Origin of the sequence: Rhodanobacter sp. C06 (assembly GCF_002001105.1) — a bacterium.
Classification (GTDB): domain Bacteria; phylum Pseudomonadota; class Gammaproteobacteria; order Xanthomonadales; family Rhodanobacteraceae; genus Rhodanobacter_A.
In genome coordinates, this window is the sequence record NZ_MUNP01000030.1 from 44297 (window position 1) to 67126 (window position 22830).

General features: G+C 65.6%; 15 protein-coding genes. 5 read left to right on the forward strand and 10 right to left on the reverse strand.

Annotation, left to right across the window (positions count from 1 at the left end; genetic code table 11):
• Nucleotides 1-12: 12 nt before the first annotated feature.
• The 10 genes from B0E52_RS03110 to B0E52_RS03155 all read right to left on the reverse strand — a co-directional run bounded on the left by B0E52_RS03110 (nucleotide 13) and on the right by B0E52_RS03155 (nucleotide 16187).
• Entirely contained in the window at nucleotides 13-762 is a 750-nt protein-coding gene (locus tag B0E52_RS03110; protein WP_077481672.1) for a WbqC family protein, read from the reverse strand.
• Nucleotides 759-2408, reverse strand: coding sequence for an HAD-IA family hydrolase (locus B0E52_RS03115; RefSeq protein ID WP_077481674.1), 1650 nt, complete (start codon nucleotides 2406-2408; stop codon nucleotides 759-761). Before B0E52_RS03115 ends, B0E52_RS03110 begins: the two co-directional genes overlap by 4 nt.
• The gene (locus B0E52_RS03120; RefSeq protein ID WP_077481676.1) at nucleotides 2405-3142 is read right to left on the reverse strand and encodes a methyltransferase domain-containing protein; all 738 of its coding nucleotides are present in this window, start codon (nucleotides 3140-3142) and stop codon (nucleotides 2405-2407) included. Before B0E52_RS03120 ends, B0E52_RS03115 begins: the two co-directional genes overlap by 4 nt.
• A 9-nt stretch (nucleotides 3143-3151) precedes the next feature.
• The gene (locus B0E52_RS03125) at nucleotides 3152-4123 is read right to left on the reverse strand and encodes a glycosyltransferase family 2 protein (RefSeq protein WP_077481678.1); all 972 of its coding nucleotides are present in this window, start codon (nucleotides 4121-4123) and stop codon (nucleotides 3152-3154) included.
• Nucleotides 4124-4291: 168 nt separating this feature from the next.
• Nucleotides 4292-5236: an FAD-binding protein gene (locus B0E52_RS03130; protein ID WP_077481680.1), complete on the reverse strand. Its 945-nt coding sequence runs from the start codon at nucleotides 5234-5236 to the stop codon at nucleotides 4292-4294.
• Nucleotides 5237-5347: 111 nt separating this feature from the next.
• On the reverse strand, nucleotides 5348-6094 hold the full coding sequence (locus tag B0E52_RS03135; protein ID WP_077481682.1) for an electron transfer flavoprotein subunit beta/FixA family protein: 747 nt from the start codon (nucleotides 6092-6094) through the stop codon (nucleotides 5348-5350).
• Nucleotides 6095-6437: 343 nt separating this feature from the next.
• The gene (locus B0E52_RS03140) at nucleotides 6438-8495 is read right to left on the reverse strand and encodes a VCBS repeat-containing protein (RefSeq protein WP_077481684.1); all 2058 of its coding nucleotides are present in this window, start codon (nucleotides 8493-8495) and stop codon (nucleotides 6438-6440) included.
• Nucleotides 8496-8709: 214 nt separating this feature from the next.
• Nucleotides 8710-11967, reverse strand: a complete 3258-nt coding sequence (locus B0E52_RS03145; protein ID WP_168174117.1) for a protease pro-enzyme activation domain-containing protein — start codon at nucleotides 11965-11967, stop codon at nucleotides 8710-8712.
• A gap of 457 nt (nucleotides 11968-12424) precedes the next feature.
• Nucleotides 12425-14542: a glycosyltransferase gene (locus tag B0E52_RS03150; RefSeq protein WP_254426687.1), complete on the reverse strand. Its 2118-nt coding sequence runs from the start codon at nucleotides 14540-14542 to the stop codon at nucleotides 12425-12427.
• Between the two features lie 34 nt (nucleotides 14543-14576).
• Nucleotides 14577-16187, reverse strand: a complete 1611-nt coding sequence (locus tag B0E52_RS03155; RefSeq protein ID WP_077481688.1) for an electron transfer flavoprotein-ubiquinone oxidoreductase — start codon at nucleotides 16185-16187, stop codon at nucleotides 14577-14579.
• Nucleotides 16188-16409: 222 nt separating this feature from the next.
• Here B0E52_RS03155 and B0E52_RS03160 point away from each other — a divergent pair, with 222 nt between their 5' ends.
• From B0E52_RS03160 to gcvT, 5 genes are all read left to right on the forward strand, one after another.
• Entirely contained in the window at nucleotides 16410-17807 is a 1398-nt protein-coding gene (locus tag B0E52_RS03160) for an amidase (protein ID WP_077481690.1), read from the forward strand.
• Between the two features lie 228 nt (nucleotides 17808-18035).
• A complete protein-coding gene (cysD, locus tag B0E52_RS03165; RefSeq protein ID WP_077481692.1) occupies nucleotides 18036-18953 on the forward strand; it encodes a sulfate adenylyltransferase subunit CysD in 918 nt (305 codons plus the stop codon).
• On the forward strand, nucleotides 18953-20845 hold the full coding sequence (gene cysC, locus B0E52_RS03170) for an adenylyl-sulfate kinase (RefSeq protein ID WP_077481694.1): 1893 nt from the start codon (nucleotides 18953-18955) through the stop codon (nucleotides 20843-20845). The genes cysD and cysC overlap by 1 nt, the downstream gene beginning before the upstream one ends.
• A gap of 168 nt (nucleotides 20846-21013) precedes the next feature.
• Nucleotides 21014-21631, forward strand: coding sequence for an alpha-ketoglutarate-dependent dioxygenase AlkB (locus B0E52_RS03175; RefSeq protein WP_077481696.1), 618 nt, complete (start codon nucleotides 21014-21016; stop codon nucleotides 21629-21631).
• 72 nt (nucleotides 21632-21703) lie between these two features.
• The gene (gcvT, locus tag B0E52_RS03180; protein WP_077481698.1) at nucleotides 21704-22804 is read left to right on the forward strand and encodes a glycine cleavage system aminomethyltransferase GcvT; all 1101 of its coding nucleotides are present in this window, start codon (nucleotides 21704-21706) and stop codon (nucleotides 22802-22804) included.
• Nucleotides 22805-22830 lie beyond the last annotated feature (26 nt).

Here is a 22830-nt window from a genome sequence, read left to right on the forward strand (position 1 = left end):
ACGGCCGTGGGATCACGGATGCGGTGATGTCTGTGCCGGAGGGGCCCGGTCGGTATTCGTGGCGGCGCATCGGTGACCCCAGATGTATTCGGGCGCTTGCGGACCGGCGTTGAAAATCAGGTCGAGCACGCTCACGGCATGTTCGAATGGCGGGTAAAGCTGCGGATACTCGGGGTAATCCGAGTAGTCCTTGTATAGCAGTTCGATGCCCGCAGCATCGAAACGTGCCGGGTCGATATAGTCTTGCGCATTCGGACCGGAAACGTAGGAAGAAGCGCCGGCCTTGAGTAACAGGTCAAGCAGACGGTCAAGCTTCTGTCCTTGTGGCGCACGATCGCGCGAATCACTGAATGTGGTGACGATACCCAGCAGATCTGTGGCGATGCTCCGGATCAAATGCTGGTTCATTTCGGACAATGACGACCAAGTTGTACCGAGATAGAAACCTTCAAAGAATTCGCGATAGGTTTTGAAATACGGCGCCCTGGAATAATTCTGCTGAATGGATCGCCAGTGCTTGGCCTGCCACATCGCGTTCTCCAGCGATACTTCGCATATCAATCGTCTGTTGCTGGAACCGGCTGGAACGCTCAGCCACTGCGAGCCCTGTGCCGTCTTGATCCTGTTGCGCGTGCGCCAATCGCGCGACGTGAACTGCACATCGTCGAGAAAGATGAACTCGTCCACGTCGTGGATGATGTCGAAATATCCCTTCCACGGGATATACGACGACTGGATGATCGCGACCTTGTGTCCGTTCATGGGTTCAGGCAGGCATGGCGGGCCGAAAGCAGGCTGTCGAGGACATCGATGCGGCGGCTGATCGCGCTGGGGACGGTCGCCGCAAGGGCTGCATTGGGGCTAAGGAAGATGCCATTCCTGCGGACGATCAAGGCGTGCATGTAGCCCGCGCGAATCGCACCGACGCCATCGCGGAAGTAGTTGTCGCCGATCATCACCAGTTGGGCCGGGTCCATGCCCAGCGCATGCGCCGCCTGCAGGAACGCGGCGGGAGCGGGTTTTTCCCCGCCGTGCTCGCGGCTGCAGACGACGGCGTCGATGCAGTCGAGCGCCCGCGCCTGGCGTATCTTGGCGCGCTGTGTCGCGGGAGGGTTGTCGGTGAGGATGGCCAGGGGCAGGCCGGCGGCCTTCAGCGCCTTGAGTGTCGCCTCGACATCGTCGAACAGGGGCGTCTCGGCAACGATCGCCGCGCGATACGCATCCATCGCCACGGTGCGCAGGCTTTCCGGCAGCGCCAGCATCGCAAGCAGTCGATCGATCAGGAACGCGCGTTCACCCTCGTCGATCAATTGCGCTGCGCACAGCAGGAAGGCGGATCGTTCCACCCATGCGGAAAAGACGTCCGCATGGATGAGTTGCAGCTTTTCGAGCATCCACTCCTTGTGCCTGACCAGGGTATCGTCGAGGTCGAAGACGATGCCCCGGGGTGCGGGCTGCAGCAGCGGTACGACGATGTCTTCGAGCACGCGCACGGTCTTGACGGCCCTGCGTGCCGACAAGTCCGGTGCCGCCGCGGCCGCGCCGGTTCCCATGAAGAATCCCGGCAAGTTGATGCCCTCGGCGAGCGCATGCGTGGCGGAGGTTCCGGTGCGCGGGTTGACGTCGGAAACGAACGCGATGCCGTCCGGCGGCGCGACTATCTGGGTGTTGTAGATACCGCAGCCGCCCGCGGCGGCGATGGCTGCCGCCGTCTGCTGCGCGAGCGCGGCGATGCGTGGATCGTGCACCGATGTGGAGATGACGGCGAAACCGCCGGATGTCCGCAGCCGCTGACGCAGCACGACCGGCGAGATGCGGCCATGCGGATCGACCGCGAAGTCGGCCGAGTACTCTTCGAAGGCAGGTAACCACGCCGACCACACATGGGTGGCGAAGTCACCTTGATACGCAAGCGCTTCCTCGCGGCTGCGCAGGAGCACGGTGCCGCGGCCGCCCCAGCCTTCGCACGGCCTGCCGAACAGGGGTTGTGCATAGCCGTGAGTGAGCGGGTCCAGCAGCTCCGGTACCGGCAAGCCGGCGTCGTCGAGAAATTGATGGGTGCGCAGTTTGTCCAGCAGCGTCGTGGTCAGTTCTTCGCCGGCCACGGCCACGGCGGCGCCCAGGTCGGCCAACCGGTTCCTGAGGCGCGCCAGCGTGGGCAGCTCATAGGCGGTCGCGGGGAAAATGGCGTCCACGCGCTCGTGGCGTACCAGGTCGATCAGGAACGTCTCGAATGCGTGCTCATCCGCCAGTGGCGGGGCCACGAAACATTCCCCACAGACATAACGCACGGGGTGTTCGGCGTGGATGTCGCAGACCAGCACCCTGGTGCGATCCAGTCGCTGCAGGGCGCGCACGATGCCCAGCCCTTGGAAGCCGCCCGCGCTGACGACGAGCGCGGTTTTCATGCAGGCCGCGCGGTCAGCAGGATGCCATTGCAGATATCCGGCAGGTCGTAGCCGACATCGATGAACGCGTTCTCGATATCCGGGGCGAGCGACAGTTGCTGCAGTTGCGACGTGGTCAGCGGCTTGAGCACCAACCCCACCTTGTCCAGGATGGCGTAGCCGGAGTCTTCCACCAGGCGGCTGATCGAGCCGTTGTCGAAATAGCGCTTGTGGCCCAGTTCCCGGTCGTACTGGCTCAGGGCGTACAGGTCGGTCAGGAGGCCTGCGGAGTGACCCAGCAGGCGGTGCAGCGAGCGGGCGTTGGGCACGGCCGCAAACAGGACGCCGGTCGGTTTCAGGAAGGCCCGGAAGCGGCGCAGGATCAGGCCCGGATCATCGACGTGTTCCAGCACGAATCCCATCTCGATCGCATCGAATGGCTGATCGAAATGCGCCTGCTCGAAATAGGTGTGGTGGATCGTGACATGCGCCGGCGGCGACGTCTCGGCCCGGTAGCGGGCGATGATGTCAGCGGCCCCCTCGAGAACGTGGTAGTCCGTCACGTCGAGTCGATCGCGGATCGCCTGGCTGACACGCTGCCCGCCGATACCCAGGCTGAGTACCCGCAACGCCCGCTGGCCTTGCAGCCGTTCGACGATCTTCCGCGCGTAGGCCGCCAGCAAGGCTTCCTCATCGCGGTGGTAGGGAAATTGCTCGGTATAGGCGCCCTGGTAGGCGTTGAGATCTTCTTGCATCCGGGAGCCTCAATCGTGAAATTCGCGAACGATAAACAGGGGGCGGTTCTGCGTCTGGGTGTAGATGCGCGAGATATACAGACCGATCACGCCGAGCACCGTGATGATAATGCCGGACATGCCGATGATGACCAGCATCAGCGAAGTGAAGCCGGTCAGTACCGCCTCGGGGTGGAGCAGTTTGCGGACGATCAGGGCGATGCCGGCGACGCCGGCGCACAGCGTGATGCCTATACCGCCGCCGAGAACCAGCTTCAGCGGCACGGTGGAGAAGGAGGTCACCGCTTCCAGCAGCAGCGCGAATCGCTTGCGCAAGGAGTAGGTCGAGGCATTCTCACGTTGCGTCTTCTCGACGAGAACGGCCACCTGGTGGAAACCCGACCAGTACATCATGCCGCCAAGAAAGACATTGCGATCGCCCAGCGACAGCAGGGCATCGACATAGCGACGCGTCATCAGCCGCTCGCTGAGCACGTTGGCGGGAACCTTGGTGTCGCTGAGGCGATTGAACAGACGCCAGAACAGTGCGCCGCCGACGCGCTCGGTCAACGCACCCTTGCGCTTGCCCTGGATGCCGTAGACGACATCCGCGCCGGTTCTGCGGAGTGTCTCCAGGAAATGCGGCAATACACCCGGGCGCACTTCCAGATCGCAGTCGATGATGAACAGCAGATCGCCGCTGGCATGGGCCAAGCCCGCCATCACGGCCTTGTGATGGCCGAAGTTGCGTGACAGATCCACGATCTTGATGGCGGCATTCGTGCTGCGTGCATGGATGAGATGCTGCATCGATTCATCGGGAGAGCCATCGTTGACGAAGACCAGCTCATAACGATCGATGCCCGCTTCACCGATGGCGGCGATCATCTCGTCGATGAAACGAGTGATGAACCGCTCGGAGCGGTAGACGGACGTGACGATGCTCAGCAGCGGGGCTGGCACCGCCGATTCCCGAGATGGTGTGGTGCCGGGCGTCAGCATGGGGCCGGATTCCTGCGGGGTGAGGACGTCGTAAGAATGAAGTGCGGTAGCTTGCCTGGAGCACAACCAGAGGCAATGGCGCAGTGATCCGGCGGCAGCTGGTTGCTGTCTGGCCAAGCAGGGTACCCCGGATGATACGGAGCAGCCCAGGCTCACGTCATGGCCGGTTTAACCCAGTGCCTGCTCCAGCTCCGGTATCAGCTTGAACAGATCCCCCACCAGGCCAAAGTCGGCTACCTCGAAGATCGGCGCCTCGGCGTCCTTGTTGATCGCCACGATGGTGCCGGCGTCCTTGATGCCGGTGAGGTGCTGGATGGCGCCGGAGATGCCGATCGCCATGTACAGTTCGGGCGCGATGATCTTGCCGGTCTGGCCCACCTGCAGGTCGCTTGGCACGTAGCCGGCGTCGACCGCTGCGCGCGAAGCGCCCACGGCGGCACCGATCCTGTCCGCGAATTTGTAGATGATCTCGAAGTTTTCCTTCGAACCCACGCCACGACCGCCGGAGACGACCTTGTTCGCGCCTTGCAGGTCGGGGCGATCGCTCTTGCCCGACTGCAGGCCGATGTAGCGGGTGTGGCCGGGCAGGATCACGTCCAGCGCAAGCGCTTCGACCGGTGCGCTGTTCGTGCCTGTCGCGGCAGCGGGCCATGAAGCGGTGCGGATGGTGGCGACCACGGGATGCGACGGTTCGGCCTCGACGGTGACGATCGCATTGCCGGCATAGATCGGCCGCTTGAAGGTGTGCGTACCTTCCACGCTCATCACGTCGCTGACCTGGGCCACGCCGAGCAGGGCGGCGACACGCGGCGTCACGTCCTTGCCGAAGGTGGTGGACGGTGCGAACACGTGGCTGTAGCCAGCGGCGGCCTTGGCGATCTGCGGCGCCAGCACGGCGGCCAGCGGGTGGGCGTTCTCGGCGCGCTCGACGGTGAGCACGCGGTTCACGCCGTTGATCGTCGCGGCCTCGGCGGCGAGTGTGGCGACATTGTCGGCCAGCACCAGCACGTCGATGGCTGCGGGCTTCACCGCGGCAGCGGCGCTCACGGCGCGGGCGGTGGAGGAGTTCAGCTTGCCGTCCAGATGTTCGGCGATGACGAGGATCTTGCTCATGGCATGGTTCCTTGTGTCCTGCTTTTCGGTAGGAGCACTGCAGGAGCGGCTTCAGCCGCGATTCGTTTCAGCCGTTCGCGGCTGAAGCCGCTCCTACGGGTGATGTGGGGGTTACAGCAAACCCTTCTGCTTCAGCGCCGCGACCAATTCGGCGGCGTCCTTCACCATCACGCCCTTGCTGCGCTTGGCCGGCACGGCGTAGTGGGTGGTATTCAGGTGGTCGCCGTTGTCAACGCCCAGCGAGGCCAGCTCGACCACGTCGATGGGCTTGCTCTTGGCCTTCATGATGTCCGGCAGCTTGATGAAGCGCGGTTCGTTGAGGCGCAAGTCGCTGGTGATCACTGCAGGCAGTTCCACCTCGATGGTTTCGAGGCCGGCATCCACTTCGCGCGTCACGGTGGCCTTGCCATCGGCGATCTCGACCTTGCTGGCGAAGGTGGCCTGCGGGCGGTCCCATAGCGCGGCGAGCATCTGGCCGGCCTGGTTGGCGTCGTCGTCGATCGCCTGCTTGCCCAGGATCACCAAGCCAGGCTGTTCCTTCTCCACCAGCTTCAGGAACGCGCGTGCTGCAGTGAGAGGCTGCACGGCGTCGCTAGTGGTCACGTGTATGGCACGATTGGCGCCCATCGCCAGGCCATTGCGCAGGTGCGCGGTGAGGTCGGACGGACCGATGCTGACCACGATCACCTCCGTGGCGACACCCTTCTCGCGCAGGCGCAGCGCCTCTTCCAGAGCGATGTCGTCGAACGGATTGGCGGACAGCTTCACGCCATCGGTGACCACACCGCTGCTGTCGGGCTTGACCTGGATGCGCACGTTGTAGTCCACCACGCGCTTGTAACCGACCAGAATTTTCATGTGCCTTCCCTCCATCGGGCGCCCGCTCGGCGCTTGGCCTAGCCACGCAAACGGCGATTGTAGCCCATGCCCCAACCGGTTCAGAACCGTGGGCCATGCCGCGGCCGTCCGGCTTGGTGAGAAGGGCGGGGCCAAGGTTTCGGCGCGGCGATGCCGGTCTGTCTGTGTCTCCCGGGATGCCTTCCCACTCTGGGCATGATATGCCGCCATCGACGTTCCGACTGGCCACCGGACGCCGCTGTCCCATGATGGGGTATGCGACGCGCACGGCCCTGCGGCGATCGATCGCATGGCAAAAGTGCCGGACAAAAGTCCGGCACTTTCCGTGCAACACCGATTTTGACTAGTTCCCGTGGAAGGGCTTTGCCTGGACCACTGCGCTGGAAGGCAGCGTCACGGGCGCCCCCGCGACGTTGTGCAAACGGTAGCCCTGGAAGTCCGAGCCGGTGCTTTGCCAATCGTAGGCATCCCCCGCTGCGTCCATCCACAAGACATCCGCTTTGCCGTCGCCGTTGAAATCGGCGATCTTCGCAATCCAGTATCCCGGCGCGACAGGGCGGGTGCCGCGGGCAGTGACGGTGTTGCCATTCATCAGCCACCAGCCGAACTGATGCGTGGTGTCGTTGGTGAACAGCAAGTCACTCTTGCCATCGCCGTCGACATCGCCCGCGCCCTGCAGGACCCAACCCGCAGGGAAGTCGCCCACAAAGTGATGGGCGAAGTGCCCGGTGCCGTCGTTGATCCAGGTGTACAGGTCGTTGTTGGGGCCGGTAAACACGAAGTCCATGAAGCCATCGCCATTGAGATCGGCGAGCGTCAGCTTGTAATCGATGGCGGTTGGCAGCAGCGCGGAATAGCTCACCGCCACTTGGGAGCTGCCTGGCGTGAAAGTCAGTTCCCACCAAGCCACCTGTCCCGTCGATTCATTGCACCATATCAACGCATTCTTGCCGGAGGCGTCCACCTTGCCGGCACCCACCAGCGTCCAGCCGGCGGGGTAGGGCGAGCCCACTTTGTAGGCGGTGCGACCGCCATTGCCATCGTTCAGCCAGACGTAAAGCTGGCGGCTCGTCGGGCTGGTAAACGCGAAGTCGGCGATGCCGTCGTTGTTCAGGTCGACCGTCGCGCCGATCGTGTAGCCCGCGGCGATCGCCTGGGTTTGCGATTGCACGACAGTCGCGCCGTTCACGCCCAATTGGGTCAGTGCGCCGGCCGCTGGATTGATATAGGTGATGGTGGCCACGACTGGGGGTGGGGGAGTGCCTACAATCGGATGCGACATGTCGCACTCGTTGGTGTCATTCGACCAGATGCTTTGCATGGCGTAGCTGCCATTGCCCATGACCACGTTCGCGAGGGCACCTTGGCCGCTGTATATCCAGGCGCACTCGTCACCGGACTCGCCGCCATTGGTGGAGGCGTTGTTCGAGTTGAACCAGCCATAGTCCGGGATCTGGTCGGTGATGGTTTCGGCGTACTCGTGACCCTCGACGATGGAGAAGCCGTCCAGGTTGCCTTGTGCGGAATTGCCATTGACCAGGCCTTGTCCGCAGTTCATGTCATTGACGTAGGGCATGTTCGTGTATGCGACGAAACCGCCATAGGAGGAGGCCCAGGCGTCGCTGTGCCAAGCGCAAAAATTGCCGCTGGGGGTGTTGAAGCCATCGGGATGAGTGCCCGTCGGCGACAGGATCACGTATTGCGCATAGCGGTTGGAGTCAGCCGTCGTATTGCCGAAGTGCTGCGCCGCATTCAACGCTTCCTGCCCGAGTTGATCTTGGGTCGCCTGCGGTGGCGCGGCAGCCGAGTTGTCGTACCAGATGCCGGCGAATGCCGATCCGCCGGTCGGATAGCTGATGTACGCGGCGCCGACAGGGCAGGATGTCGCGCCGGACGATACCGCCGGGCCGTCGCAGTACTGTGTCATGGTGCCTGACCACAGTTCGCCCCCGGTACCCATGCCCTTGAACATGCTCTCCAGGTACGGCACCGCACCAAACGCGTCGCCGGACAGGTTCATATTGCCATTGCCATCGGTACTGGCAGTACCCCATTGGTTTCCGTAGACAACCAGGTAAACCCTGGGGATGCCGCTGGTGACGCCGACGCCGTTGTAGCCGCCGCCGAAACTGAGCGTGTTCGGGCCGGTGGTGGCGGCCGTGGGCATGTGCAGCGCCCGGTATTGCATCATCTGGCTGTAGGCGTCGCGGGTCGGCACGGCACCATGGCGATACGGGTGACCATAGGCCGGCGCATACGGATTACCCACAGGATGCACGATGGTGTTGCTTGTCATGTTGTTGCTGCCGTCATCGCCGTTGGCGAGGGCAGTGCCGGCAACCATGCCCAGCAATGCAGTCGCGACGGCTATCAGCATTCTGCGATTCGTGCGGTAACTCATTTTATTGACTCCTTTCAAAGAGGCATTGAGCCAGCCGATGTGGCTGGGCTGGGCTCATGCCAGGTGTGATAAAACGTGTGACTGGTCCGGCGGCCCTGACTTGACGCTCAGGATGAGAAGGGCCGCGAATGCTTGACGGTCCGACTCCAAAAGAGCCGATGGAACAGGCCGGCGGAAGTCCGGCCTGTCCGTGCGGCAGTGGTCGCGAGCAAGACTAGAACAGGAGTCCCTGGTAACGATTTGTCTGAACCTGCACTCCGGCAGGCAAGATCACGGGAGCCCCAGTGGTGTCGTTCAAGCGGAAGCTCTGGAAGTCTGCGCCGGTGCCTTGCCAGTCATAGGCATCGCCCGCCGCATCTGTCCACAGGATGTCGACCAGGCCGTCGCCATTGAAGTCGCCAATCGTCGAGATCTGATAGCCCGGCGTGATCGAGCGGACGCCCCTGTACGTGACGGTGCTGCCATTCATGAGCCACCAACCGAATTGATGCGTCGTGTCGTTGGTGAACAGCAAGTCGCTCATGCCATCGCCATTGACGTCGCCGGCACCCTGCAAGATCCAGCCAGCCGGGAAGTTGGCGACAAAATGATGGCTGAAATGGCCGGTGCCATCATTGATCCAGGCGTACAGGTCGTTGTTGGGGCCGGTAAACACGAAATCCATGTAGCCGTCGCCATTGAGATCGGCGAGCGCAAGCCTGTAGCCGGGCGTGCTGGGCAGCACGGTGGCTGTCACCCCCACGGTGCTGCTGCCTGGCGTGAAGGTGAGGTCCCACCAACCCACCTGCCCGGTGGTTTCGTTCTGCCAGATCAGGGCGCTGTGAAGTGATGCATCCACCGTGCCGCTGCCAACCAGCGTCCAGCCCGCAGGGTATGGCGCGCCTACCTTGTAGGCGGTACGTCCCCCATTGCCATCGTTTACCCAGATATAGAGCTGGCGGGTTGCCGGGTTGGTGAACGCAAAGCTGGCGAGGGAACCGGAAGCATGAAATCCAGCCGAGGATTCCGCGTCCAGATCGGCCATGGCGCCAATCGAATAGCCTGCGGCAACCGACTGTGTGTGCGACTGCAGGACGGTTGGCCCACTCATGCCCAACTCGGTCAGCGTGTTGTTGCCGGGATCGATGTAGGCGATATCGCTGTGCCCATCGGCGGCATCGGCCGAAGCGCCGCCAAGAAAGTCGCTGACTACGCCGATGGCGCCGGCAGAGTAGGTGTGCTCTTCATTGGAAATTGCACTTGCGAGAACGCTTGCATTCACGGAGCCGAGGCCGGTGGCGTAGTTGTAGCCGGCGCCGGTCAGGTAGGCCGGTTGCAGCTGCGACTTCGAGGTGCTCAATACGCCGTACTGGTGACCCGGCCGGCTGTAGCAATTCGGGCTCAACGGCAGGCAGGGCTCGTCGATGTCGCCGACGGTGATGTTGTTGAACGCGCAACCGTTGCCCGCCAGTCCGGACGTCTCCGAGTTGCACGCTGCCAGCCCGGCGGCGTTCGGCGACTGCACGCTGCCGTACTCGCGCGTGGCGATGTCGTAATAGATGGGCAGTACGTTGCCGAGAGGATAGGCGGTTCCGGCGGGCAAGCCGAATCCTACGCTGGTTTCCTCGTTGACCAATGCCTGCACGCCGGCCATGGCCGGTGCCGCGAAGGAAGTGCCACCGGCGCTGTTGGCCTGCACGTCGCCCGCGACGGTGTAGGTGCAGGGCGTGCCGCCCTGGCTCGCATCGGACATGCAGTAGATCAACGCGTGGCCGTACAGGCCGTTGGCGGCAAACATCGAGACGTCCGGCAGCGTGCGCGCGCCATCGTTGCGGGTGCCGTACACGCCGTATTGCCAGGTCGGCTTGGCGATGTAGCTGCTGATGCCGCCACTGCCACCGCCGGTGCCCGTGAATTGCTGGCCAAAGGCCGTGTTGCAGAACGACTCGCCGTCCTGCGTTCCCGGGTAGCCTAGGCTGCCTGCCAGCGCCGTCAGCACGCTGCTGGCGCAGGAATCGTTCCATGTCTGCTCGGGGATGTAGCCCAGCGCCGACGCTCCGTTGGGCGCATTGGTCTGGCTCCAGTAATTGGCCTGGTTCGCGAAGTTTGCGTCCGGGCCCGCATCGTAGAAATCGGTGCCACCGACGGCCACGTTGTACGGCGTGGAGCCGAGCCCGTTGACGGCCGTGCCGGCCGTGGTGAACGGTTGGTTCTGGTCGCAACCGGCCGCGCCGGAATCGCCGGTGGACACGAACACCGTGACGCCTTGCAGCGCGGCCTGCTGCCACAGTCCGTTGACCTCGGCGAGGCCGGCAGTACCCTGCTGTGCTTCGCAGCCGCCGTAGCTCAGGCTCATGATGGTGACATGGAGGGTGTTGTTGTTCGTCAGGATGTTCTGCGCCGCGATGAATGGACCGAAGTTCGTGGCACTGTCATTGCACGAGGCCACCATGACGTTTGCATCCGGTGCGGCGGCACCGGCCCACTCGGCGTCCAGCGCCGCCTCACCCTCGTCGCCGTTCGTGCCGGGGTTGGCGCAGACCTGAGGACCGGCAGGCTGCACATACGTCACGGTGCCGGCGGCGTTGGCTGGCAGGAAGGCGCTGCGGAAGGTGTTGACGTCGGCCGCCTGGATATTCGTACGCTCCAGCACGGCCACGGTCTGGCCGGCTCCACGTACCGGGGTGGCCTGTGTCCACAACGGATTGACGCTGTACACCGTGTTGAAATCGGCCGGTGCCATGTCGTACTGGACAGGGGAGCCGTCTGTGAACAACGGCACAGCCCTGCCGTCGGCGGCTTTCCAGATGCCGGCGGCGCTCTTGTGCACTGGCCCGACTTCGCGCATTTGCGGTGCGGGCTTGAAATCGTTCAGTGACGCCACGCCGACCACCACCGGGCTCAGCGCCGCGGGAATCTGCTGCGGGGTGGCGTTGGCGAAATGCACCACGCCGTTGACGACGTAATTGTGCAGCTCGGTGTGGAAGGCGCTCTGCACGGCCGTGGTGTTGCCGGAAAAATGCACGCGCAAGCCGGTCGGATCGACGCCATCCACCCGCAGGCCCTGGCTGGTGAGCCAGTCGATGACTTTCGCGATGTCCTGCTTGGAAGGACCGAACAGGTCGCCGATTTGCTGGGCCGTCAGCCACTTGTGGAAATAGGGAGAGCGCGGATTGGCCAGCTGCCGCGCGTAGGCCTCGGCGCGTGCTTCACGCTCGGGACTGCGCTTGAGCATCAGGGTGAGCTGGCCCAACTGCAGGTTGGTATTGACCAGCCCGCGGTCGAAGCGTGGCGAGGCGGCCGTGATGACGGTGCCCGGCAGAGCGACCCGGTTGCTGTTGTCGACGGTGGCGGTGATCTGTGCGATGGCCGGTGCCGTGGCCAGGTTCGGCGCCGGAGCGATCGAATGGCCGGGAGCCGCTTGTGCGACGGGGATCGCGCCGGCGCAGGCAACGCTGAAGAGCATCGCCCGTAGGCGATTTCGGGTGTGCATGGATTTCCCCTGTGCAATGACCAAGTATCCATGGCCTCGATCGCGCATCCCTGTTGTCCGGGAATTCAGCGGGCACTCGTTCCATGGAGTTCTGCCTTCCGGGAAAATGGATTCACCCGGAATAGGCGGCGGACATAGTCAGGGACCAATTAATACGCTGTCAAACGATTTTTGTTGAGCGGGTGTTATGCAACTCGGAGGAGAATGGCTGATGGCTCGATTGCGTCCGCAATAGATTGCGGCTTTCGAATAAAATCACTTTTCCGTATTAAATTGCGATGCCCCTGCGGCTAAAGCCAAAGTCAGAAGCTCACCGCGGGCCATGGAGGCAACTTGCCTGCTTCAGCAAGTCGCCGGGTTTGCTGGTGCGTCGGTCACCGTGTGCAGCGGTCCGACCCCCGTATGACGATCTGCTGATCGCGACGGGCGTACGAACGATGTCGGGATCGATATGCAATCAGGGGAGCACGCGTAGCAGGGCCTTTCGCGCTGCTTCAAACGAAAAATGTTGCTGGACATTGAGCAGCCCGGCGGTCGAGAGCCGGTTCCAGAGCGATTCGTCATCGTACAAGCGCAGTATCGCGGCGGCGAAACTTTCCGCGTCGTCGCCCAACAGGATGGTCTCGCTGTCGACGGCGTACATGCCTTCGGCGGCCATGGGAGTGGCTACCACTGGCAGGCCATGGCTCATCGCCATGTTGACCTTGCCCTTGACGCCGGCACCGTAGCGAAGCGGCGCCAGCGCGATGCGGCAACCGGCCATCCAGGGATCGAGGTCGGCGACGCGGCCGTGGATCTGCACGCCTTCCCCGGCGAACTGCGGACGCGCGGTTTCGGGAATGTCGCCGACCAGATGCAGCGCGATGTCGGGTCGCGCTGCACGGACGCGTGGGTAGATCTCGCCGGTCAGCCAGCGCACCGCGTCTTCGTTCGGCGGGTGGCCGAAGCCGCCCACGAACACCAGTCCGCTGCGATCGGAAAAGCCAGCCTTGCAGCCATGGACCGCGTGCACATTGGAGAGCAGCTCCACGCGCGCCTCCGGCATTTCCGCGCGCAGCATGTCGAGTTCGACCGGGCTGACCACGAGGCTGGCATCGCAGGCGCGGATCAGCGCCAACTCGCGCTGGCGCGAAGTTTCGGCTTGGCGGGCCAATATCACGTTGCTGGTGTGGCCGGCCGCGCGCCGTTCGCGCAGGAAATGCAGGTCCACGGTGTCGAACAGCACTATGGCGCGTGGTGCCAATCGACGCACGAGATCGAGGTTCGGAGCAGCGACGTAATGCCGGCACAGCATCACGGCGTCCAGCGTGGCGCCCTCGCGGCGCAGCCAGGTGGCGAGCGTGGACGACCACGGCTTGCACAGCACGTGCACGCCCACGCGGCCCAGCTGCAGAACCTCCTCATGCGAGGCATTGCGGTTGTCCGCCATGAAGCTGACCCGCCAGCCCAGTTCGCGCAGCAGCCGCATGATGTTGATGAGGCGCAGCGAGCCGGAGTCGCGCGCGGCATCCGGGGTCAGTGCATCCATGATCAGGATGCGGCGTCGGCCAGCGTGGTGCAACGCCGTTTCCACGGGCGTGCGCGGCGCCGGTTGATGTTGCAAGACGGATTGCCACTTGTCGACGAAAGTGGTGCGGTTGGCGATCTGGTATTGCTTGACCCCCACGAAGGGATCGAGCCCCGAGCTGATGCCTTCGCAATGCACCACCAGGCTTTCCGGTTGGTAGACCACACGACGACCCGCGGCGCGCACTGCGAAGGCGAGATCCATGTCCTCGCAGTAGGCCGGGGCGTAGCGCGGATCGAAACCGCCGATCTGACGGAACAGTGCAGCATCGATCATCAGCGCCGCGCCGGAAACGTAGTCGACATCACGGCGGTACAGGATGCGCGGATCGTCGCGTTGCTCGAAACGGCCGTAGTTCCACGCGTTGCCGTCGGCGTAAACGATGCCGCCGGCTTCCTGCAGGCGGCCATCGGGATAGGCCAGCCGGCTGCCGGCAATGCCGCAGTCCGGCTCTTCGGCGAAGCAGTCGAGCAGGCGGTCCAGCCAGCCAGGCGTGACCTGGGTGTCGTTGTTGAGGAACAGCAGGTATCCGCCGCGGGCGGCTGCCGCGCCGGCATTGCAACTGCCGATGAAGCCGAGGTTGCGCTCGTTGTGCAGCAGCCGCAGGCCGTCGATACGTGTCAGCGTCGCCGCGCTATCGTCGGGCGAGGCATCGTCCACCACGATCACCTCGAACGGTGCAGCGGCGCCGTGGCGTGCAATCGAGCGCAGGCAGGCGAGGGTGTACGGCAGCTTGCCGTGGATCGGCACGATCACCGAGACGTGCGGCGTCTCGCTGCAGGGCAGGGCGAATGGCGTGAATGGCGTATCCAGCGCTTCGAGCTGCCACGTCGCATCCTGCGTCGGATGACGGCGGAATTCCTGCGTGATGCGCGCCACGGTGCCGTGCAGACCACGCTGCGCCATGCTGCCGCGGACGCGCTGAAGCAGGTAGCGCAGCCGCTTGAGTCGCCACGAGATCGTGCTGGTCAGGACTGCATCCTTGTTGAAAATCGGGTAGTGCGTCATCGGGTGCCGTGGGTCGTGCGGTCGATCTTCCGGCTCACAGATTCTGGTAATTCGGCCCCGAACCACCCTCCGGCGTCACCCAGGTGATGATCTCGTACGGGTCCTTGATGTCGCAGGTCTTGCAGTGCACGCAGTTGGCGGAGTTGATCTGCAGGCGCTTGCCGTGCGGGGCGCTTTCGTCGGCCACCATCTCGTAGACATTCGCTGGGCAGAAGCGGGTGCAGGGGTTGTCGTACTCCTCCACGCAGCGGGTGGCGCAGATGTCGGTGTCGGCCACGTGCAGGTGGATGGGCTGGTCCTCGTCGTGCTCGGTGGCGGCGAAGTAGACGCCGGCGAGGCGGTCGCGCGGCGGCAGTTCGCGCTGCACGTAGTCGCGCTTGGGTTCCTCCTGCTGGCCGAGCTTGTGCAGGCTGGACCAGTCGGGCTTGTTCTTCAGCGTCCACGGCGAGCGGCCGCCGGTGACGGTTTCCCAGGCGGCATTCAACATGCCGAACCACAGGCCCTTCTTGAAGCCGGGCTTGATGTTGCGCACCTGCTTCAGCTCGGCCATTGCCTCGGAGCCGCGCAGCTTCGCGTCGAAACCTTCGGCCCTGAGCCCGTTCGCGGCCAAATGTTCGGCGGCGAGCATGCCACTGCGGATCGCCTGGTGGGTACCCTTGATCTTGGGCACGTTGAGCAGGCCGGCGGTGTCGCCGATCAGCAGCGCGCCGGGCATCTCGCACTTCGGCAGCGACTGATAACCACCGGTGACGATGGCGCGCGCGCCGGCGGAGAGGATGCTGCCGCCTTCCAGCAACGGCTTCACGTGCGGGTGGTTCTTCCATTGCTGGAAGGCTTCCCAGGGCTGGTAGTTCGGGTCGCTGTAGTCGAGGCCGCTGACGTAGCCCAGCGCGATGCGATCCTGGTCCAGGTGGTACAGGAAGCTGCCGCCGTAGGTGTGGTTGTCGGCGGGCCAGCCGAAACTGTGCACGATCTTGCCGAGCACGGCGCGGCCGGCGGGCACCTGCCACAGCTCCTTGATGCCGATCGAGTAACCCTGCGGATCGCTGTCCGCGTCCAGCCTGAAGCACTGGATGAGCTGCTTGGTGAGGCTGCCGCGCGCGCCTTCGGCCAGCACGGTGACCTTGGCCTTGATGTCGATGCCCTGGGTGTAGCCCGGCTTGTGCGAACCGTCCTTCGCCACGCCCATGTCGCCGATGCGCACGCCGGCGACCGAGCCGTCCTCGTTGTAGACGACATCGGCGGCGGCGAAGCCGGGGAACACGTCCACGCCCAGCGCCTCGGCCTGCGGCGCCAGCCACGCGCACATGGCGCCCAGCGAGACGATGAAGTTGCCATGGTTGTGCATGCCCGGCGGCACCGGCAGCTTGCGGCCGCCGGTCTTGGTGAGCAGCCAGAATTCGTCCTCGCCGGCCGGTACGCAGATCGGCGGCGGGGCGTCGCGCCAGCCGGGCAGCAGGGCGTCGAGCGGACCGGGTTCGATCACGGCGCCGGAGAGGATCTGCGCGCCGATGGTGGACGCCTTCTCGATCACGCACACCGTGGTATCGGGCTGGAGCTGCTTCAGCCGTATCGCGAACGACAGCCCGGCCGGGCCGGCGCCGACCACGACGACGTCGTATTCCATGGTTTCGCGTTCGCTCATGGCTTTCCCGGCAAGTGTTGTGTGGGCGGTGTCGGCGGCGCGACACGGTCAATGCGGTATTGTCCGGTTTCGCGTGCTGCGCGGCAAACCCCGCACTCCGGGCTTGCACGGGCTTCACGGGTGAAGGCGATAATCCGCCCATGCTTATTTGAAGAGTGCGGCCAGGGATGGCCGCTTCTCGATCTTCGCGATCATGGATGAGCGCATATCCAAGGAACGCCGATGAGTTCGTTGCCGCCGATCACCGACCTGGACCTGCGCCGCGCCACCGTGTGTCAGCTGCTGCACTGGCTGGCTACCGGGCGCACCAATCCGCAGGCGCTGGCCGAGGCGACCCAGGAGGCGATCGAGCGCATCAATCCGCAGCTGAACGCCTACGTGGGCCTGAGCCCCGGCCTGCTGCAGGAGCAGGCGCGCACCGCCGAGCACCGGCGTCGCGACGGTGTGATCGGCCGGCTCGACGGCATCCCGGTGGCGATCAAGGACAACCTCGACATCGCCGGCTGGCCCACCCGCGCCGGCCTGCCCGGGCGCGACCGGCCGGCGACGGACGACGCGCATGTGGTGGCACGGCTGCGCGCCTCGGGCGCGGTACTGGTGGGCAAGACCAACATGGACGAGGGCGCGCTGGGCGCGGCCACCGAGAATCCGCATTTCGGCCCCACCCACAACCCGTGGAAGCACGGCTGGAGCGCGGGCGGCTCTTCCGGCGGCGCGGCGGCCGCGGTGGCCGCGGGCCTTGCGGCGGCGTCCGTCGGTTCGGACAGCTTGGGCTCGATCCGCATCCCCGCCAGTTATTGCGGTGTCTATGCGCTGAAGCCCACCCACGGCGAGATCTCCGCCCGCGGCCTGGTGCCGGCGGCGCGGCGGCTGGACGCGGTGGGCCTGATCGCGCGCAGCGTGGCCGACCTCACCGTGCTGCTGCAGGTGCTGGCCGGCTACGACGCCGACGACGCGCGCTCGCGCCGCCGCCGCGTGGCGCTGGCGCTGCCGGACTGGGAGCCGGGCAAGCTGCGCACCGGCTTGTTGCCGGACCTCGCCGCGGTGGGCGTGCAGGCCGAGGTGGCGGCGCTGTTCGAGTCGGCGGTGGGCAAGCTCGCCCACGCGCTGGGCGAGCGCCGCACGGTGGATTTCGCCGACTGGGATTTCGCGCGTACCCGCCGCGCTGGCCTGCTGCTGATGGAGGCGGAGATGCTGGGCACCTACGCCGAGGACCTGGCTGATGCCGCGCACCCGGTCTCGCCGCGCTTCCGCGAGATGCTGGGCTACGCCACCCGCAAGAGCGCGGCGGACTATGCGAAGGCCGACCGCGTGCTGGACGCGGCCACGCTGAAGATGCGCCGGCTGTTCGCGCAGATCGACGTGCTGGTGCTGCCCACCACGCCGTGCGGCGCCTTCCCGCTGGGCGGCACGGAACCGGATAACCACGCCGACCTCACCAGTTTCGCCAGCCTCGCCGGCTGCCCCGCGGTGAGTATCCCGATGGGCACGCTGTCGAATGGCTTGCCGGTGGGACTGCAACTGGTGGGTGGGCGCGGTTCGGACCTGCGCCTGCTGGAACTGGCCGCGGTGTGTGCGGCCACGCTGGATGCCGATCCGGTTTATCCCGCGATTGTTTGACACTCGAGTCCGCGTTTTTGTAGGAGCGCACCCTGTGCGCGAATAGCTCTCCACGAAAAGCCACATCGCGCACAGGGTGCGCTCCTGCAGGTGACGCTTTGGCACCATATGCCATCCGGCGCATGTCCCTGCCGCCTTGGTTGTTTGGGCAATTGGCAGCGCTCGCGTAGCATGCCCGTTCGGCTCGGCCTGCTGCGGGCCGTACCTCGCTACTGAAACCGACACGCCATGAACGCACGCCTCGCCCCCCGCACCGACCACCTCGACGAGCTCGAAGCCGAGAGCATCCACATCTTCCGCGAGGTGGCGGCCAGCTTCCGCAAGCCGGTGATGCTGTATTCCATCGGCAAGGATTCCTCGGTGCTGCTGCACCTGCTGCGCAAGGCGTTTTATCCGGCGAAGTCGCCGCTGCCGTTGCTGCACGTGGACACCACCTGGAAGTTCCGCGAGATGATCGCGTTCCGCGACCAGGTGGCCGCCGCGGGTGACGTCGAGGTGCTGGTGCACATCAACCAGGACGGCGTGCGCCAGGGCATCTCGCCGCTCACCCACGGTGCCACCGTGCACACCGACGTGATGAAGACCCAGGCGCTGAAGCAGGCGCTGGATCAGTACCGGTTCGATGCGGCGATCGGCGGCGCCCGCCGCGACGAGGAGAAGTCGCGCGCCAAGGAGCGCGTGTTCTCGTTCCGCAACGCCCAGCACCGCTGGGACCCCAAGCATCAGCGCCCGGAGTTCTGGCACACGTACAACACCCAGATCCGCCAGGGCGAGAGCGTGCGCGTGTTTCCCATCTCCAACTGGACCGAGATGGACGTGTGGCAGTACATCCGCCGCGAAAACATCCCGGTGGTGCCGCTGTACTTCGCCAAGCCGCGCCCGGTGGTGGCGCGCGACGGCGCGCTGATCATGGTGGACGACGAGCGCTTCACCCTGCGCGAGGGCGAGAAGGTCGAGACGCGCATGGTGCGTTTCCGCACCCTGGGCTGCTATCCGCTCACCGGTGCGGTGGAGTCCAGCGCCGCCACGCTGGACGAGATCATCCGGGAGATGGCCGATTCCAGGAGTTCCGAGCGGCAGGGGCGGGTGATCGACCACGATCCCACGGCCTCGATGGAGCGCAAGAAGCAGGAGGGCTATTTCTGATGGATGCCGTGATTGCACCCACCACCGGCCAGGGCCTGCTGCGCTTCATCACCTGCGGCAGCGTGGACGACGGCAAGAGCACCTTGCTCGGCCGCCTGCTGTACGACGCCGGCATGCTGCCGGACGACCAGCTCGCCGCACTCGCGCGCGACAGCCGCAAGCTGCACGCCGACGCTGGCGACGCGCTGGACTTCGCCCTGCTCACCGACGGCCTCGATGCCGAGCGCGAGCAGGGCATCACCATCGACGTGGCCTACCGCTACTTCCACACCACGCGGCGCCACTTCATCGTGGCCGACTGCCCCGGCCACGAGCAGTACACGCGCAACATGGCCACCGGCGCCTCGAACGCCGAACTGGCGGTGGTGCTGGTGGATGCGCGCAAGGGCTTGCTGCCACAGACCCGCCGCCACACCTATATCTGCAGCCTGCTCGGCATCCGCCAGGTGGTGCTGGCGGTGAACAAGATGGACCTGGTGGACTGCAGCGAACAGGTCTACCGCGAGATCACCGAAGCCTACCGCCAGCTGGCGCAGACGCTGGGCATCGCCCGCGTTGACTGCCTGCCGGTGATCGCGCCGGGTGGCGACAACGTGGGCACGCGTTCCGCGCGGATGCCGTGGTATTCGGGCCCGACCCTGCTCGGTCTGCTGGAGGCGGCCGACGCCACGCCGGCGCGGGCGGCGGATTTCCGCATGCCGGTGCAGTGGGTGAATCGACCCGACCAGGGCTTCCGCGGCTACGCCGGCACGATTTGCGGCGGCCGCGTGGCGAAAGGCGACGAGGTGGTGGTGCAGCCCGGCGTGACGCGCGCACGCATAGCGCGCATCGTCACCGCCGATGGCGACCTCGACAACGCGAACGAAGGCCAGGCGGTGACGCTGTGCCTGGATCGCGAGCTGGACGCCAGCCGCGGCGACGTGATCGCCGACGCGCTGCGCCCCGCGCCGGTGGCCGACCAGTTCGCCTGCCACATCGTATGGCTGGGCGACAACGCGCTGCTGCCGAACCGCACCTACTGGCTGAAGATCGGCACGCGCACGGTCAATGCGCGGGTGATGGCGATCAAGCACAAGGTGGACGTCAACACCCAGGCCAAGCTGGCCGCGCGTCATCTGTCGCTCAACGAGGTGGGCTATTGCACGGTGGGCCTGGACGAGGCGATCGCGTTCGAGTCCTACGCCGTCAACCGTACCCTGGGCGGTTTCATCCTGATCGACCGCCAGACCAATGCCACCGTGGCCTGCGGCATGATCGACTTCGCGCTCACGCGCTCCGCCAACGTGCACTGGCAGCACGTGGACGTGGACAAGACGGTGCGCGGCGCCGGCATGGGCCAGCGCCCACTGTGCCTGTGGTTCACCGGCCTGTCGGGCGCGGGCAAGTCCACCATCGCGAACCTGGTGGAGAAGCGCCTGCATGCGCTGGGCCACCATACCTATCTGCTCGATGGCGACAACGTGCGCCACGGCATCAACAAGGACCTGGGCTTCACCCCCGAGGATCGCGTGGAGAACATCCGCCGCATCGGCGAGGTGGCGCACCTGATGGTGGACGCGGGCCTGATCGTGCTGGTCAGCGCGATCTCGCCCTACCGCAGCGAGCGCCGTTCGGTGCGCGAACTGTTCGATGCGGGCGAGTTCGTCGAGGTGTTCGTGGACACGCCGCTGGCCGAGTGCGAACAGCGCGATCCCAAGGGCCTGTACCGCAAGGCGCGCGCCGGCGAGATCCGCAACTTCACCGGCATCGACGCGCCCTACGAGCGGCCCGAGGCGCCCGAGGTGCACCTGCAGACCTCCGGCCTGCGCGCCGAGCAGCTCGCCGAGCAGCTCGCCACCCAGTTGCTGGAACACATCGGCTTGCCGGCGCACGGCGATGGTTACGCCATCTGAACTTGCGGGAGGACTCCATTTTCCGCTCGCCGCAGCTCGGGTCGTAGGCCGGGCCGTAGGTCGGGCTTCAGCCCGACACAGCCAGGGAGTCGGGATGAATCCCGACCCACGGACACCATCGAGTGCCTCGCTCCGGATTCTGCATGGTTCACATGGCCGATCCGAGCGATGAAAGGCTGGCATGACCTCCGACTTCCCGATGCGGATGTGGCGCTGTGGCCACAGTGGCTGGACACGGCCGAAGCGGACGCGCTGTTCGCCGAGCTGCGCCAGGCGATCGCCTGGGAAACCCATCGCATCCGACTGTTCGGCCGCGAGCTTGCCTCGCCGCGGCTGAGCTGCTGGATCGGCGATCCCGGCGCCACCTACACCTATTCACGCAGCCGTTTCGAACCGCGGCCATGGCCACCGGCGCTGGCCGCGGTGCGCGTGCGCGTCGAGCAGGTCTGCGGCGCACGCTTCAACAGCGTGCTGGCGAACTTGTATCGCGACGGCCAGGACTCGATGGGCTGGCATAGTGACGACGAACCCGAACTGGGGGCGCGGCCGGTGATCGCCTCGCTGAGCCTGGGCGCCGCTCGGCGCTTCCGCTTCCGTCGCCGCCGTGCCCGGGGCGAGCCGGCGCAGCCCGGCGACACCTTCGAGCTGGCGCTGCCGCACGGCAGCCTGTTGCGCATGGCCGGCGCCACCCAGCGGCTGTATCGGCACGACTTGCCGCGCGTGCGCGGGCTCGCGGCGGCGCGCATCAACCTCACGTTTCGCCGGATCGATACGTCGGCGCATTGAGTCCGCAGCTTGGAAAGGCGCGCGCGGGCAGGGGATAATGCCCGTCTCCCTTCCCCGCAAGGCGCTCCCGCGATGACCGAGAAGACCGTACTCAACGCCACCCATCGCGCGCTGGGTGCGCGCATGGTCGACTTCGGCGGCTGGGACATGCCGATCAACTACGGCTCGCAGATCGAGGAGCACCACGCGGTGCGCCGCGATGCAGGCATGTTCGACGTCTCGCACATGACCGTGGTCGACCTGCACGGCGCGAAGGCGAAGGATTTCCTGCGCCACCTGCTCGCCAACAGCGTGGACAAGCTGAAGGTGCACGGCAAGGCGCTGTACTCCTGCATGCTCAACGAGCAGGGCGGGGTGATCGACGACCTGATCGTGTACTTCCTCGGCGACGAGTTCTATCGGTTGGTGGTGAACGCCGCCACGCGCGCCAAGGACTTGGAGTGGATCGAAAAGCAGGCCGCAGCCTTCGGCGTGGAAGTGCGGGAGCGCCCCGAGTTCGCGATGATCGCGGTGCAGGGGCCGAACGCCCGCGCCAAGGTGCTGGGCCTGCTGCACGAGGTGGATCGCGCGCGCATCGAGAAGCTGGGCAAGTTCGCCGCCGCCGCCGCGCAGGGCCCGCACGGCATGCCGCTGTTCGTGGCGCGCACCGGCTATACCGGCGAGGACGGCTTCGAGATCCTGGTGCCCCAGGAACATGCCGTGGCCCTGTGGGAGGCGCTGGCCGCCGCCGGCGTGGCGCCGGCCGGCCTCGGCGCGCGCGACACGCTGCGCCTGGAAGCCGGCATGAACCTCTATGGCCAGGACATGGACGAGGGCGTCTCGCCGTGGGAGGCCAACCTCGGCTGGACCATCGCGCTGGACGAAGGCCGCGACTTCATCGGCCGCGCCGCGCTGGAAAAACAGAAGGCCGCCGGCGTGCCGCGCGTGATGGTGGGCCTGGTGCTGGACGAGAAGGGCGTGCTGCGCCACGGCCAGACCGTGCTCACCGCGAACGGCGCGGGCGAAATCCTCTCCGGCAGCTTCGCACCCACGCTGGAGAAGGCGGTGGCGTTCGCGCGCATCCCCGCCGGCGAGCCCGGCGAGATCCGCGTCGACATCCGCGGCCGGGAGCTGCCGGTGCGCCTGGTGAAGTACCCCTTCGTGCGCGACGGCAAGCCCTGCGAAGGTATCTGAGCCGGTGCCTTTCCTGCCCATCTCTT

Bases quoted from the DNA above. Each gene is read 5' to 3' on its own strand.
- B0E52_RS03120 (WP_077481676.1), bottom strand. From the start codon at position 3,142: ATGCAAGAAGATCTCAACGCCTACCAGGGCGCCTATACCGAGCAATTT.
- cysD (WP_077481692.1), top strand. From the start codon at position 18,036: ATGAACGCACGCCTCGCCCCCCGCACCGACCACCTCGACGAGCTCGAA.
- B0E52_RS03130 (WP_077481680.1), bottom strand. From the start codon at position 5,236: ATGAGCAAGATCCTCGTCATCGCCGAACATCTGGACGGCAAGCTGAAC.
- gcvT (WP_077481698.1), top strand. From the start codon at position 21,704: ATGACCGAGAAGACCGTACTCAACGCCACCCATCGCGCGCTGGGTGCG.
- B0E52_RS03175 (WP_077481696.1), top strand. From the start codon at position 21,014: ATGAAAGGCTGGCATGACCTCCGACTTCCCGATGCGGATGTGGCGCTG.
- B0E52_RS03150 (WP_254426687.1), bottom strand. From the start codon at position 14,542: ATGACGCACTACCCGATTTTCAACAAGGATGCAGTCCTGACCAGCACG.
- B0E52_RS03145 (WP_168174117.1), bottom strand. From the start codon at position 11,967: ATGCACACCCGAAATCGCCTACGGGCGATGCTCTTCAGCGTTGCCTGC.
- B0E52_RS03140 (WP_077481684.1), bottom strand. From the start codon at position 8,495: ATGAGTTACCGCACGAATCGCAGAATGCTGATAGCCGTCGCGACTGCA.
- B0E52_RS03135 (WP_077481682.1), bottom strand. From the start codon at position 6,094: ATGAAAATTCTGGTCGGTTACAAGCGCGTGGTGGACTACAACGTGCGC.
- B0E52_RS03115 (WP_077481674.1), bottom strand. From the start codon at position 2,408: ATGAAAACCGCGCTCGTCGTCAGCGCGGGCGGCTTCCAAGGGCTGGGC.
- B0E52_RS03155 (WP_077481688.1), bottom strand. From the start codon at position 16,187: ATGAGCGAACGCGAAACCATGGAATACGACGTCGTCGTGGTCGGCGCC.
- B0E52_RS03125 (WP_077481678.1), bottom strand. From the start codon at position 4,123: ATGCTGACGCCCGGCACCACACCATCTCGGGAATCGGCGGTGCCAGCC.
- B0E52_RS03110 (WP_077481672.1), bottom strand. From the start codon at position 762: ATGAACGGACACAAGGTCGCGATCATCCAGTCGTCGTATATCCCGTGG.
- cysC (WP_077481694.1), top strand. From the start codon at position 18,953: ATGGATGCCGTGATTGCACCCACCACCGGCCAGGGCCTGCTGCGCTTC.
- B0E52_RS03160 (WP_077481690.1), top strand. From the start codon at position 16,410: ATGAGTTCGTTGCCGCCGATCACCGACCTGGACCTGCGCCGCGCCACC.